The sequence below is a fragment of the Bradyrhizobium genomosp. III genome (assembly GCF_000261705.1).
Taxonomy (GTDB): domain Bacteria; phylum Pseudomonadota; class Alphaproteobacteria; order Rhizobiales; family Xanthobacteraceae; genus Bradyrhizobium; species Bradyrhizobium ottawaense.
Genome location: NZ_AJQF01000245.1, coordinates 18,231 through 31,037 on the forward strand (window position 1 = coordinate 18,231; position 12,807 = coordinate 31,037).

General features: G+C 64.9%; 14 protein-coding genes. 2 read left to right on the forward strand and 12 right to left on the reverse strand.

What is annotated here, in order from left to right:
- Nucleotides 1–41 precede the first annotated feature (41 nt).
- Both IC66_RS0121420 and IC66_RS0121425 read left to right on the forward strand, forming a co-directional pair.
- Nucleotides 42–1,010: a LysR family transcriptional regulator gene (locus tag IC66_RS0121420; RefSeq protein WP_038948971.1), complete on the forward strand. Its 969-nt coding sequence runs from the start codon at nt 42–44 to the stop codon at nt 1,008–1,010.
- A gap of 212 nt (nt 1,011–1,222) precedes the next feature.
- A complete protein-coding gene (locus IC66_RS0121425) occupies nt 1,223–2,263 on the forward strand; it encodes a Bug family tripartite tricarboxylate transporter substrate binding protein (protein WP_028143577.1) in 1,041 nt (346 codons plus the stop codon).
- 126 nt (nt 2,264–2,389) lie between these two features.
- Here the strand turns inward: IC66_RS0121425 and IC66_RS0121430 are convergent, their stop codons facing one another.
- The 12 genes from IC66_RS0121430 to IC66_RS0121485 form a co-directional block, all read right to left on the reverse strand.
- Nucleotides 2,390–3,439, reverse strand: coding sequence for a LacI family DNA-binding transcriptional regulator (locus IC66_RS0121430; protein ID WP_038948973.1), 1,050 nt, complete (start codon nt 3,437–3,439; stop codon nt 2,390–2,392).
- Nucleotides 3,436–4,080, reverse strand: coding sequence for a ThuA domain-containing protein (locus tag IC66_RS0121435; RefSeq protein WP_028143575.1), 645 nt, complete (start codon nt 4,078–4,080; stop codon nt 3,436–3,438). The genes IC66_RS0121430 and IC66_RS0121435 overlap by 4 nt, the downstream gene beginning before the upstream one ends.
- Before the next feature lie 10 nt (nt 4,081–4,090).
- Nucleotides 4,091–5,188, reverse strand: a complete 1,098-nt coding sequence (locus tag IC66_RS0121440; protein ID WP_038948974.1) for a Gfo/Idh/MocA family protein — start codon at nt 5,186–5,188, stop codon at nt 4,091–4,093.
- A gap of 21 nt (nt 5,189–5,209) precedes the next feature.
- Nucleotides 5,210–6,058, reverse strand: a complete 849-nt coding sequence (locus IC66_RS0121445) for a carbohydrate ABC transporter permease (protein WP_038948975.1) — start codon at nt 6,056–6,058, stop codon at nt 5,210–5,212.
- Nucleotides 6,051–6,992, reverse strand: a complete 942-nt coding sequence (locus tag IC66_RS0121450) for a carbohydrate ABC transporter permease (protein WP_028143572.1) — start codon at nt 6,990–6,992, stop codon at nt 6,051–6,053. The genes IC66_RS0121445 and IC66_RS0121450 overlap by 8 nt, the downstream gene beginning before the upstream one ends.
- A 2-nt stretch (nt 6,993–6,994) precedes the next feature.
- Nucleotides 6,995–8,254, reverse strand: a complete 1,260-nt coding sequence (locus IC66_RS0121455) for an extracellular solute-binding protein (RefSeq protein WP_038948977.1) — start codon at nt 8,252–8,254, stop codon at nt 6,995–6,997.
- A gap of 297 nt (nt 8,255–8,551) precedes the next feature.
- A complete protein-coding gene (locus IC66_RS0121460) occupies nt 8,552–9,637 on the reverse strand; it encodes a YeeE/YedE family protein (RefSeq protein WP_049806593.1) in 1,086 nt (361 codons plus the stop codon).
- A 106-nt stretch (nt 9,638–9,743) separates the two neighbouring features.
- Nucleotides 9,744–10,187, reverse strand: coding sequence for a DsrE family protein (locus tag IC66_RS0121465; RefSeq protein WP_038948980.1), 444 nt, complete (start codon nt 10,185–10,187; stop codon nt 9,744–9,746).
- 10 nt (nt 10,188–10,197) lie between these two features.
- Nucleotides 10,198–11,103 (reverse strand): alpha/beta hydrolase, encoded by a 906-nt coding sequence (locus IC66_RS0121470; RefSeq protein WP_038948982.1) that lies wholly within the window; start codon nt 11,101–11,103, stop codon nt 10,198–10,200.
- 15 nt (nt 11,104–11,118) lie between these two features.
- On the reverse strand, nt 11,119–11,553 hold the full coding sequence (locus IC66_RS0121475; RefSeq protein WP_038948983.1) for a DsrE family protein: 435 nt from the start codon (nt 11,551–11,553) through the stop codon (nt 11,119–11,121).
- Between the two features lie 26 nt (nt 11,554–11,579).
- Nucleotides 11,580–12,272 (reverse strand): c-type cytochrome, encoded by a 693-nt coding sequence (locus IC66_RS0121480; protein WP_038948986.1) that lies wholly within the window; start codon nt 12,270–12,272, stop codon nt 11,580–11,582.
- Nucleotides 12,256–12,807, reverse strand: a 552-nt coding sequence (locus IC66_RS0121485) for a molybdopterin-dependent oxidoreductase (protein ID WP_038948987.1), incomplete at its 5' end; no start/stop codon positions are given. The genes IC66_RS0121480 and IC66_RS0121485, both read right to left, overlap by 17 nt.

Here is a 12,807-nt window from a genome sequence, read left to right on the forward strand (position 1 = left end):
GAGTTGGCGAACGAAGGACTGGCCCCGTGGAACTCAGGCAGATGCAGTATTTCCTGTGCCTGGCCGATGAAAAGAACGTCACGCGGGCCGCGCGCCGGCTCAACATCGTGCAGCCGGCGCTCAGCATGCAGATCGCCAAGCTCGAGGCCGAGCTCGGCCAAAGGCTGTTCGACCGCAGCGTCCAGGGCATGACGCTGACCAGCGCCGGCGAGGCGCTGGTGCGGCTGACGGCGCCGATCGTGCGCGATGCGGAGTATGCGCGCCAGGAGATGGCCCAGATCGGCGGGCGGATTTCAGGCCGCGTCGCGGTAGGCCTCATCACCTCCGTTGCGCAGAGCACGATGGCGAGCTCGTCAGCGACTGTCGCGCGCCGCTATCCCGAGATCATCCTCTCCGCGTGCGAAGGCTACACCGAGACGCTGGTCGACTGGGTCAACAGCGGCCAACTCGATTTCGCGCTGATCAACGTGCCGCGCCGAAGGACGCCGCTCGCCGCGCATCACATCATGGACGAGGAGATGGTGTTCGCCTGCCGCAAGGACGGCCCGATCCGGCCGCCGGCCAAGCTGCGCTTCGACCACATCGCGAATTTCGATCTGGTGCTACCCTCGAAGCGCCACGGCCTGCGGCTGATCCTGGACGAGCGTGCCGCAGCCCTCGGCATCGACCTGCGGCCGCGCCTGGAGCTCGACACCCTGCCCGCCCTCTGCGACGTGATCGCGACCACCGATTTCGCGACCGTGCTGCCGACCATCGCGCTCCGGCAGTCGCTGGCAAGCGGGACCATTCGAGCCCACCGTTTCGACGCGCAACGGATCGTTCGCTCCATCGCCTGGGTGCATCACCCGCGGCGAGCGGTCTCGGTTGCGGCCAAGGCCGTGCTGGACGTCATCAGCCACGATCTGGCGCAGGCCGCGGCGGTGGCAAAGCAGTTGGCTGAACCTGGCTCCGGCGGCGCAGCCTCGTCATCCCGCAAACAACGTCGCAAGACCGGGAAGACGATTTCCTGAATCCCGAACGCTCATTTGGACAAGATGTCGCGCCTCTTTGCAAAATGAGACGGGTTGGTAAGTTTCGAGACGAGCCGGCATGACGGTCACGTCAAGCCGCTAACTACGGTCCAGGCGCAGAAAATCGCGGCCTGGCGCTCCTCCGGACAACTCCTGTCACGGACGCTCCCAAGGCTCGCAGAACAAGACGCGGTCGGGAGATTCAGTCCGAGATGGCAAGGTTCGGTCACAGCAGGATCGCGGACGACACAGCGCCGCACGTTGAAGGATTTCACCCTGACCGCAGGTCTTTGCTCTCGCTCGGCCTGGGCGCGGCTCTCTCCGCCACCGGGCTGCGTCCCGCGCAAGCCCAAGACTACCCCGCGCGTCCGATCCAGGTGCTCGTGCCCTTCGCCGGCGGCAGCGCCAGCGACGTCATCACGCGCATCCTGCTCAACCGCATGTCGACGTCACTGGGGCAGGCCTTCGTAGTCGACAACCGCCCTGGCGCCGGCGGCAATATCGGTACCGCCGCCGCTGCACATGCCGCCCCGGACGGCTACACGTTGCTGATGAGCACCTCCGGCCCACTGGCCGCGAACCGATCACTGTACAAGGAGCTGCCCTACGATCCGCTGAAGGATTTCGCCCCGATCGGACTGTTCGCCACGTTGCCGAATGTCATCGTAATCAATTCGAGGCTGCCGCCGAAATCCCTGCACGAGCTGATCGAGTACACCAAGGCCCGCCCCCGGGAGCTGAACTACGGGACGGTCGGAGTCGGCTCGTCGCAGCACCTCGCGGCTGCCTATTTCGAGCAGCTCACGGGCACCGAGATCACCCACGTTCCTTACCGCAACATCGCTGCTTACACGCCGGACTTCATCGCGGGCCAGGTCCCGCTCGGCTTCCAGCTCTTGCCGAACGTCATCGGTCTGATCAGGAGCGGCGATGCGCGTCCGCTCGCGGTTGCCAGCGACAAGCGCATGACGGCGCTGCCGGACGTGCCGACCGCGGCCGAGGCTGGCCTGAAGGATTACGAGAGCGCGGCGTGGCTTGCCCTGCTCGCGCCCGCGGGCACCGGCACCGCCGTTATCGACAAGCTCTATGCCGCCATGATCGAAGCCATGAACGATCCGAAGGTGCGCACCCTCCTGGTGGAGCAGGGCGCCGAGCCCCTGGTGATGGCCCCCCAAGGTCTGAAGGATTTCATGACCGCGGAAACCACAAAATGGGCCGGGATCATCAAGAAGATCGGCATCGAGCCGATGTGACTTCAGCTTTTGGGTAATCAGCCTCTTCCGCGTGATCCGCCACCCGCGCCCTGCTCGCCCAAAGCTCGCTCGCTGAACCGGCTCGCGCATGGCTCAACGCAGCGGCGCTGGCGGTATGAGCTCGCGTTACGGCAGATTGTCCCGCAGAAAAATGTCGATGCGGATGCGTTCTTGGTCGGGGCTGATTGGCTCGCCCGAACAGTGCGCGAGCAGAACGCGTGCCGCAGAGCGCGCCTCGTGCCCGGGATCCTGATTGATCACGGCATCGAGCGTGCCGCGAACCAGGAAACGCCGTGTATATTGGGTCAGCTCATGGGTGATCCAGACCACCTCGCGAGCGCGGCCCGAGGCCTCGAGCGCATCGGCGATGCCGCGGTTTCCGGCGCCGCAGCAGTATATGCCGCGAAGATCGGCATGGCGCGCGAGCAGCGCGGCCGTAAGCTCCCGCGTGCGATCGCTGTCGTCCCGGCCCTCGATGACCGGTAGCGCGGGCAGGTTCGGATACTCGCTGGACAGGATCTGATGGAAACCGAACTGCCGTTCAGTGTGATCGCGCAGCGACAGCGACCCCGCGATCACCGCGACCGTCCCCTCGCGCCCAGCAAGGAAGCGCCCCATCAGCGTTGCGGCGGTGCGGCCTGCGGCCGGATTGTCGATGCCGACATAATGCAGGCGGCGCGAGCTTGGCGCGTCCGACACGAGGGTCACCACGGCGACCCCGCGTCCGACGAGCTCGTCGATCGCGGCCCGAACCCTGGGATGATCGAGCGCGATGACGGCGACGCCCTGGTAGGCCGGCGACAGGGTTTCCAGCGCGCCGGCGAGCACATCCGGATCGAACACGTCGACACGGAGAATGTCGATGAAGCCGCGCTGGCCGGCGAGCCAGTCCGCGGTGCGCTGGACCTGCTCGCTCAGATTGGTCATGAAGCTGTTGCTGCCGGTCGGCAGCACGAAGGCGAAGCGGAACGTCTGCCCGCGGGCGAGCCGCGCGGCCGCGACGTCGGCGCGATAGCCGAGTTTTGCCACCGCGGCCTCGACACGCGCGACGGTCTTGGCGCGCACGCCCTCGCGCCGGTTGACGACGCGATCGACGGTCGCAAGCGAAACGCCGGCCGCACGTGCGACGTCCTCGAGCGTGGCGCGAATCGCCGGCTGCGTCGCCCCTCCCGTCATTCGCGCGCCGCCCAAAGCATGCCGCGGGTCATCAGTGTCCGGATCTCCGGCACGTCGAGCTCGTAGGCACGGTGGCCGAGCGAGGAATAGAACACCCTGCCCGCGCCGTAGCGCTTCTTCCAGACCACGGGCATCACCACGCCCTCGATCCACGGCGCGTGCTCGCCGGTGAAGGTCGTCGTCGCCAGCACCTCGTTGGCGGGGTCGACATGCATGTAATATTGCTCGGAACGATGTTCGAAACTGTTCAGGCCCTTCATGATGGGGTCATCCGGCTTCGTCAAGTCGACCTTGTAGTCGATGATGTTGCCGGGATGGGCCACCCACTGCCCGCCGCACATGAATTGGTAGTCGACGGAATCGCGGAACGCATCGCACATGCCGCCATGATGGCCGGCGAGCCCGACGCCGCTCCGCACTGCGGCGCAGAGATTGAGCGCTTCCGCCTTCTCGATCTTCGACATCGTGTAGATCGGGATGATCAGCGACATGTCGTGGATCGCGGGATCGGCGAATGCCGCCGTCGTCGTCTCGATCCGCACCTCGAAGCCTTCCGCTCTCAGCCAGCCGCGAATCATCGAGGCGCAGAGATCCGGATCGTGTCCCGGCCAGCCGCCCCATACAATCATTGCCTTGCGCATGGTCATTCCCTCAATCGATCTGACCCGTTTCACGTCCCGCCGGCAGCATCGCCGGCCGCTCGACGCTGCTCTCGATCTTGACGCGCCGCCCTTCATCGGCGGAGGTCTGGAACGCCTCCATCACCTCCAGCACGTGAAACGCAAGCGCACCGCTGGCGCGGTGCGGACGGTTGTTCAGGATCGCGGATGCCATGTCGGCGACCCCAATGGAGCGGAACTCACCCTCGACATGGCCGTGCGTCAACGGCATCGTTTCCCATTCGCCGCCGGTCCTGGCGAGGTGCACCTCGCCGCCGAAACGGTTCGGGTCCGGCACCTGCATGCTGCCCTTGTCGCCATAGATCTCGATCGGCGCATGCCGGTGCTTCGGTACATCGAAGCTCATCGCGATCGAGATGACTGCTCCGCTCTCGAATTCAAGCGTACCCGCGACATGGGTCGAAACCTCGACCGGGATCAGCGTGCCGTTCATCGGCTGGCTGGTGACCAGGCGCTCCGATTTCGGCCTCGCGGTCGAGCCCATCACGCTAGCGACCGGGCCGAGCAACTGCACGAGATCGGTGATGTAGTACGGCCCCATGTCGAGCATCGGCCCGCCGCCGCGCAAGTAATAGAAGCCCGGCGCCGGGTGCCAGCGCTCATGGCCGGGGCAGCCGAAGAAGGCGCTGCCCGCCACCGGCGTGCCGATCGCGCCGTCGTCGATCAGCTTGCGGGCGGTCTGGTGCCCGCCGCCGAGGAACGTGTCGGGCGCGCAGCCGACGCGCAGGTTCTTCTGTGCGGCGAGATCGATCACCTTGCGGGCTTCGGCGGCGTTGATGCCGAGCGGCTTCTCGGAATGGACATGCTTTCCGGCATTCAGCACCGCGAGACTGACGTCGGTGTGGGCCAGCGGCACCGTGAGATTGACGACGACCTCGACGTCATCGCGTTTGAGCAATTGATCGACCCGCATCGCCGGCAGCCCGAAAGCGGCACCCTGCCGCTCCGCGACTTCACTGCGCATATCGGCGAGCGCCCTGACCTCCATGACCGGGAAGCGTTGCGCCGCCTTGAGATAGGCGGTGCTGATGACACCGCAGCCGATGATTCCAATTCCGACTTTTCTCATTGTGATCTCCGTAAGGTCCGTTCATCCCTTGACCGCACCTGCAGTGAGGCCGGCAACGATGTGCTTCTGCGCCAGAAGGAAGAGAATGATCGTCGGCAGGATGGTCAACGTGATGAAGGCCAGGATCAGGTGCCATTCGGACGAATACTCGCCCTGATAGACCATGATGCCGAGCGGCCAGGGATAGAGCGCATCCGTGTTGAGCATCACCAGCGGCAGCAGATAGGCATTCCAGCTGTTGACGAAGGTGATGGTCCCGACGGTCGCCAGGATCGGCCGCGACAGCGGCAACGTCACATAGCGGAAGAACTTGATGTAGCTGCAGCCGTCGACCAGCGCAGCCTCGAGCAGTTCATAGGGAATGTCCTTGAAGAAACGCCGGAGCAGCAGCACGCTCATCGCGAGGCTGAAGGCCACCTGCGGCAACGCAACGCCGAAATAGGTATCGAGCAGCCCGAGATCGCGCACCTTGATGAACAACGGAAGCACCGCGGTCGCCGCCGGAAACAGCAGGCCGAGCGTGAGATAGCTCAGCAGCATCGAGCTGCCGTAGAACCTGACATGGGCAAAGGTGAACGCCGCCATCGAGGCCGTGATCAGGGTCAACACCACCGCGAGCGACGATATGATCAGCGAATTGCGCAGGAGCTGCCAGTAGCGCGCGGAGAACAGGATGTCGGAATAATTCTGCCACTCCCAGTGACGCGGCAAACCGAACGGGTTGACACGCAATTCGCCGAGCGATTTGAAGCCGCCGAGCAAAGTCGCGAGCAGCGGCACCAGCACGAAGATGGCCACGATGGCGAGGAACACCGCCTTGAACAGCACGGCGGGATCGACCGGCGTACGAGAGGTCTTCGCACTACTCATCGCGCATGAACCAACGCTTGTAGGTAAAAGCAAAGGTCACGCAGATCGCGAACAGGATGACGCCGATGGCGCTGCCATAGCCGACCCGCATGCGAGAGATGCCGTTGTTGTAGAGGAAGCTCACCATCGTGTTCGAGGAGTCCGCAGGCCCCCCGCGTGTCAGCGGCATGACGAGGTCGAACAGCTGCAGCGAGCCGACAATGGCGAAAAACACCGAGAGGCGAATCGTCGGATAGAGCAAGGGAATGACGACATGGCGCAGGGCTTGCAGCCGCGTCGCACCGTCGATGCGCGCCGCCTCGATCAGGCTCTTGTCGAGGCTCTGGAGCGCCGCGATGAACAGCATCATGTGGAAGCCAAAATACTTCCACACGATCACGATCAGCACGGCCAGCATCGACGTGTCGGTCGAGGCCAGCAGGTGCGGCGGCTCGGCGCCGAAACTGCGCCAGATCGAGGCGACGAGGCCGTAGTCACCGTCATAGACGAAGCTGAAGATCAGCCCGGTCGCGATCTCGGCCAGGATATAGGGCATGAAGAACAGCATGCGCAGCGCCACCGACCCGCGAAAGCGTTCGGCGAGCATCAAGGCCAGCGTCAGCGCGAGCGGCAGCTGGACCGCGAGCGAGACCGCAATAATCAGCCCATTGTTGCGCAGCGCGAGCCAGAAGGCGCGCGTCTCCAGCACGAAGCGGTAATTGTCGAAGCCGATCCAGTTGGTCGGCCTGCCGAACCCGTTCCAGTTGAAGGCCGAATACCAGGCGGCCTCGCCGATCGGCAGCACCACGAACAGCGTGAACAATAACAGCGCCGGCGGCAGGAACAGGATCAGGACCGTGAAGCGGCCGTCCCAGGCCGGGCCGCGGACCGCGAGCGAAGAGAACGGTGTCTCCGCAACGCCTATCGCGGGCGAATTCGCGATACGCCGCGCCACCGTCAGTTGCCCTGCTTCCACGCCGCCTCGATCGCCTTCGCCGCATTCTGCGGGCTCATGCTGCCACCGGCGATCTCCGCGGTGACGTCGTTGACGACGCGGCCGACCGACGGACCAAGGCTCTGATCATAGAAGTTCTGGTGGTAGTTCGACTTCGCCAGATTGGCCGCGATCAGCTTCATGAAGGCATTGTTGAGACCAGCGTCCGCGCCCTGCACCACCGGGATGATGAAGTTACCCGCCGCAAGTCGCGTCTGCACGTCCTTCGAGACGAAGTACTTCAGGAAATCGACCGCCTCCTTCGGCGAGCCTTTCGTGACCAGCCAGCCGGTGATGCCGCCGAGCGTGTCGGTGGGCGCGCCCTTGCCGCCTGATACCACCGGGAAGTCGAACCAGCAGATCTTGTCTTCGCTCAATCCGACCTTGTCGGCGGCGAGAGCGCGCTGCAAATGATAGACCGTGCTGATCGCGAGCGTCATCGCCGCCTTGCCGTCGCCGAAATAGCCGACGGCCTGCGGATTCTTGAAACCAAGGAAGCCATTCTGGAACGGCTGGAGATCGACGAGTTGCTTGAACAGCTCGCCGGACTTCTGGAAGGTCTCGCCGGCGAAGCCGCTGTCCTCGCCGCGCAATGCAGCGTCGAATGCCGGCTTGCCGCCGATGCGCACCGCAAGATGGGTCCAGTAGAAGTGCAAGGGCCATTTGTCGGCGCCGCCGACCACGATCGGGGTCACGCCGGCGGCCTTCAGGGTCTTCACCGCCGCAAGCAGATCGTCCCAGCTCTTGATCCCGGCAGGATCGACTTTCGCCTTGGCCATCAGCTCCTTGTTGCAGAGGAAGCCGACCTGCGACAGCGCGGTCGGCAGACCATAAACGCGGCCGTTAGCGGTGAACGCGGCGAGCGCGGCCGGGGTGAGACTGTCGCTGTATCCCTTCACCTGTTCGGTGATGTCGTCGAGAACGCCTGCCTCGATCTGGGTCTTCAGGACGCCGCCGGCCCAGCTGTAGATGATGTTCGGCCGGTCCTTGGATTGCAGGATGGTCGGCAGCTTGGCCTTGTAGGCTTCGTTCTCGAGAAACTGCATCTCGACCTTGACGCCAGGATGGGAGGCCTCATAGGCGCGCGCGACCTCCTCCCAGATTTTCACCTGGGCCGGATTTGCCTCGATGTGTAGCCACTTTACGATCGTGTCGGCTGCGGCGGCGTCGGCCAAAAGCAGGCATGCGGCAGCGGCGAGTCCCAGCTTCCTGAGCAGTCTCATCACATCTCCTCCCGACCGGATCTTATTCTTTGCCGCGATCCTGCTCCCGATTTTTGAGGTACGCAACTAAAATTCTGATCTACGCACCTCACGCGGGACGTGGCTGAAGCCTGCGGAAGAGCTGCATGGCAACCGTGCTTCGTTCAGGCTTAGCTGGCGAGCCCCTCGGGGCCTGAGCGTCAACCTTCTGAACTCGTCGTATCGATCGACGGCAAATTCCGAAGCGCTGCCGCCGACGAAAACGGAATGCGCCAGAGATATCCATGCCTGCGGCGAACGAGGCGTGATCGCTGGATCTCAGCCGCTCGCGGCCGGCAAGCCCGGCGTCTGCTGCGGCATGCCGGCGCGGTCGACGAGCACATCCGTGAGTCCCGCCCCCAGCCACATGCCGCCGAGCACGAGCCAGGCGGTGAGTGCGAATACGGAGGCACCGGTGACGCCAGCGCCGACCGCGCAGCCGCCGGCGAGCATCGCACCGAACCCCATCAGCACCGCGCCGAACAGGTAGCGCCGCATGCCGAGCCCGTCCGAGAACCCCTCGAGCTTCAGTTCATGTGCACGCGCCGCGGCCAGAAACGAGCCGAGGAATACGCCGGGAACGATGCCGAGGTCGAAGCCGAGCCGGAGCTGCGCGCTGTTGAGCACCAGCATCAGCAACTCGGCCGAAGGCCCGCTGAAGGTGAGGCTCTTCAGCGTCACCGGCGCGAAGGAAGCCTGCGACAGCTGGTAGTTGAAGAGCCAGCCGGCGACGACGGCCGTTCCGGTTGCGAGCGCGGCAAGGATCAGCCGGCGCGGCAACCGGCTGCGAAAGGCGAAGGCCAGCCCGGCAATCAGCCACAAACCTCCGAATGCTAGCTTCTCGGGCGTGCCGGCACCGAACATGGCCATGATGTCGCGCGACGGACCGCCATCGACCAGCCACAGGTTGGTCACCCATTCACGGGCGGGCGACAGCAGGCCGCGATAGGAGGCTTGCGCGGTCACGGCAAACACCAGCCCCGACAACAAGGCCCGGAGGTTTCCGTTCGCCGAGAGCACCAGCAGCCGGCTGGCGCAACCCCGCGCCAGGATCATCCCGCAACCGAACATCACGCCGCCGAGGAGAGCGCCGGAGATACTGCCCTGCTGCGCGAGCTGGCGCGCCTCGGATATTTCGAGCCAGCCGAGCGCGACAAAACCTTGCGTGCCGACCAGCGCCGCGGCAAAGGTCAGCAGCCAGACCGCAAGGCGCGGGCCGCCCTCGCCGCGGGAGAATTCGACCGCCGCGGCACGCAGGCAGAAGCGGCTGCGCTGCGCGAAGAACCCGAACAGACCTCCGACCACGAGGCCGCCGAACCATGACAGCGAATCTTCACCCAAGAGATCGATGATCGGCGTCAGCACGTCCGCCTCGGTTGTTCCTGCGAGCATGCAATTCTAGCGATCGCGTCGTCGCGTCCCATGAGCCAGATCAAGGCTCGACGTCGCAGGATGCCGGAGCGGAGCGGCCTCATGGCCGTAGATAAGCATATCCCTGCTGTTGCAGCTCGACGAGCCGCACCACGCCGCCCTTCGAGGCCACCACGAAGCCGGGCGTGAGATCGTCCAGCTTGACGCCCTGCGCCTTCATCGTATTGGCGCAGGCATCGAAGCCGACGCCGGCATCGACGAGCTTCGTCATCATCGCAACGGTGTGGTCCTGCGCCGCCAGCGCGTGGAAAGCACGCAGCGCCGGCCCGTGCACGACCAGCCTGATGTCGGCCTTGCCAGGCCCGCCGACGCCGTCGACATGGTTCTGCAGATTGCCCAGAACGAAGACGACACGATCGGCATCGGCGAGATGATAGACGACGCGCTGCCGCGCGGGCGTTTCCGTCGCCGCGGACGCCTGGCGCACCGCGAACGCACCAAATAGCCCGGCAAGGCTCGCGCGAAGCATGGATCGACGCTGCATGGTCCCCCTCCTATCGTGCCTGCTTGATGAACTCGGCGATTCGATCGGCGACGTCTTCGGCGAACAGGTCGCGGAAGAAATGATCGGCATCCTCGATCTTGTCGAGCTGCACTCTGCCCCCGCTCGAGCCGGCAAGCGAATTGAAGGCCCCTGCTACATCGGGCACAACGCTATCCTTGGTGGCGGCGAGCACCAGCACCGGCAGCTTCACGCGCGCTACGAGCGCGGCCGTGTCCTGGCCGGCATCGGGACCGTAGAATGACGCAAAGGTCCGCGCGGTAACCACGGCATTGCGGCAATAGACGAAGCCCGGCACGTCCATCCACTCCCCGCCGCGGCCGGCCGCAACCGCCTTGGTCGCCAGCTCCAGAAACGGTTCGAGCGGCTTGCCATAGGTCTTGGCGTAGGAGGCGCGCAGATCAGCCTCGGCCTTCGCGGTCACTGGCGCCAGCAACACCCCACCCGCCACCGGCGCGGCTTCGCTTGCAGCGAGATACCGTGCGACCTGGTTGCCGCCGCGCGAATGGCCGAACGCGAAGACGAGCCGGGACATGCCCCTCGCCCGCGTGACCCAGGCGCTGATCTCCGCAACTGCATCCTCAACGACATAGTCATGCCGCGCGGTACAGTCGTACATGCCTTTGCGGCGATCGAGCCCCAGCGACAGCGTATGGGCGAGCGAAGCGATGCCGCGCTGCTCAAGCGCCTTGGCAACGCCCTGAATGACCTCCATGTCCTTGTGCGCGAGCGTTCCGTGGGTCATCACCACGAGCGGCGTGTCCTGTCCCATCGAGGCGGGTGTGCGCAGTGTCGCGAGCGTGGTGCGGCCGTCGACCGACAACTCGAGCTCCTCCTCGGCCGCATATGCGGACCCTACGAACGCGAGCAAGACTGTCAGTGCTATCAACCATCGCATCAGCGGGCTTTCTCCTCAGGGCCGGACAATTGTCCAGTTCTTCTCCGCCAATTCCATCAGCGCGGCAACCCCGACCTGCGTGACGCTGACGCCCTCGATCAGCGGCGGCCGCTTGTCCTCCTTCGCCGCCAGCGTCTCCAGCGTGTTGCCGCAGGCGATGAAGCTCACATTCGGCATCGATTTCAGGAAATTCCCCAGGCGCTCCTTCACCGGCGAGCGGTCCGCGAGCAGCATGTCGAGGCCGCCGTTGAAAGCGACCACAGCGACTTCGACGTCCTCGCCCTGTCCGGAATAATGCCGCGAGACGTTGGCCGCGACATCGAGCACGGCACGCATCTTGACCGGGTCGTCGTCGCTGATCTGCAGCGCGAGCCTGTGAAATTCGGCCGCCTGGGCCGCGGCCGGACGGATTGCGATGAGCGAGCCAACAGCGAGAGCCGCATGCAGCAGCGCGCGGCGGTTCGCCCGGCCGTGTATCACTCCACGCCCCGCGACTTCTTCTCCTTGCCGTCCTCGGGCGTCACGTCGATGGCGGCAGCGCGCCCGATAATCTTCACCGGGGCGACGCAGTTATTCATGCAGGGGTCTTTCTGCCAGAACGACTTCTCGGTGGTGGCGCGGTCGTCCATCACGAACCCCTGCTCGTTCGGCATCTTGATCGTCGCAAGGGTCTTCTTGTTCAGCTCGAAGTTTTGATCGGTGACGACGTCGTTCAGATAGAGGACGTACGCGACCAGCGCATAATATTCATCGACGGACAGGGATCCCGTATTGCCGTAAGGCATGGCGTGACGGACGTAGTCGAACACGGTGGACGCGTAGGGCCAGTACGAGCCCACCGTCTTGACCGGATTGTCCGACGTCAGCGAGCCCTTGCCGCCGGCCAGCACCGGCCAGCGGCCGTTCCCCTCGCCGAACTCGCCGTGGCAGCTCGAGCAATTGTCCATGAACAGCTTTTCGCCCTGCATGGCCGTGCCCTTGCCTTCCGGCAGGCCCTGGCCGTCCGGGCGCACGTCGATATCCCAGCCGCGGATCTCGTCCGCGGTCGGCGCGCGGCCGATGTGATAGCGGGGACCGCTCTTGGCGTCCGCCTTCTGCTGCGCAAGCGCCGGCGCGCTCAGCGCACAGGCGAGCAGCGCGGCTGCAACGAACTTAAGCGACTTCGACATTCTCGACCTCACCATTGGCCTGCACATGCCAGGTCTGGATGCCATTGTTGTGATAGATGGAGTTGACGCCGCGGATCTTGCGCAGCTCCGCCTTGCTCGGCTGCACGTAACCCGTCTCGTCCTGCACGCGCGATTGCAGCAGCAGCGGCTCGCCGTTCCAGTCGAATTCGTAGTAAAAACGCGTCAGCGCCTTGTCGAGAACGGGCCCGTCGAGCCGCGCCGGCCACCAATTTCGGCCGCCGTCGAGCGACACGTCCACGCGCTTGACCTTGCCGTTGCCGCTCCAGGCCAGACCCGAGACTATGGTAAAGCCTTTGCCGTGCTTGATCGGCGCTTGCGGGCTCGGGCTGGTGATCACGGACTTGGCGTCCATCGACCAGGTGAAGCGGCGCGCCTTGCCGCTCGGCATGAGGTCCGTGTATTTCGACGTCTCCTCGCGAGTGTGCCAGGGCTGGTCGCCGACCTTGATGCGGCGCAGCCACTTGACCCAGAGATTGCCCTGCCAGCCCGGCACCACGAGCCGCATCGGATAAAC

What these genes read in the sequence shown, in the direction of transcription:
- IC66_RS0121430 (WP_038948973.1), bottom strand. Translation starts at nt 3,439, where the DNA reads ATGACGGGAGGGGCGACGCAGCCGGCGATTCGCGCCACGCTCGAGGAC.
- IC66_RS0121455 (WP_038948977.1), bottom strand. Translation starts at nt 8,254, where the DNA reads ATGAGACTGCTCAGGAAGCTGGGACTCGCCGCTGCCGCATGCCTGCTT.
- IC66_RS0121425 (WP_028143577.1), top strand. Translation starts at nt 1,223, where the DNA reads ATGGCAAGGTTCGGTCACAGCAGGATCGCGGACGACACAGCGCCGCAC.
- IC66_RS0121445 (WP_038948975.1), bottom strand. Translation starts at nt 6,058, where the DNA reads ATGAGTAGTGCGAAGACCTCTCGTACGCCGGTCGATCCCGCCGTGCTG.
- IC66_RS0121470 (WP_038948982.1), bottom strand. Translation starts at nt 11,103, where the DNA reads ATGCGATGGTTGATAGCACTGACAGTCTTGCTCGCGTTCGTAGGGTCC.
- IC66_RS0121420 (WP_038948971.1), top strand. Translation starts at nt 42, where the DNA reads ATGCAGTATTTCCTGTGCCTGGCCGATGAAAAGAACGTCACGCGGGCC.
- IC66_RS0121465 (WP_038948980.1), bottom strand. Translation starts at nt 10,187, where the DNA reads ATGCAGCGTCGATCCATGCTTCGCGCGAGCCTTGCCGGGCTATTTGGT.
- IC66_RS0121440 (WP_038948974.1), bottom strand. Translation starts at nt 5,188, where the DNA reads ATGAGAAAAGTCGGAATTGGAATCATCGGCTGCGGTGTCATCAGCACC.
- IC66_RS0121435 (WP_028143575.1), bottom strand. Translation starts at nt 4,080, where the DNA reads ATGCGCAAGGCAATGATTGTATGGGGCGGCTGGCCGGGACACGATCCG.
- IC66_RS0121480 (WP_038948986.1), bottom strand. Translation starts at nt 12,272, where the DNA reads ATGTCGAAGTCGCTTAAGTTCGTTGCAGCCGCGCTGCTCGCCTGTGCG.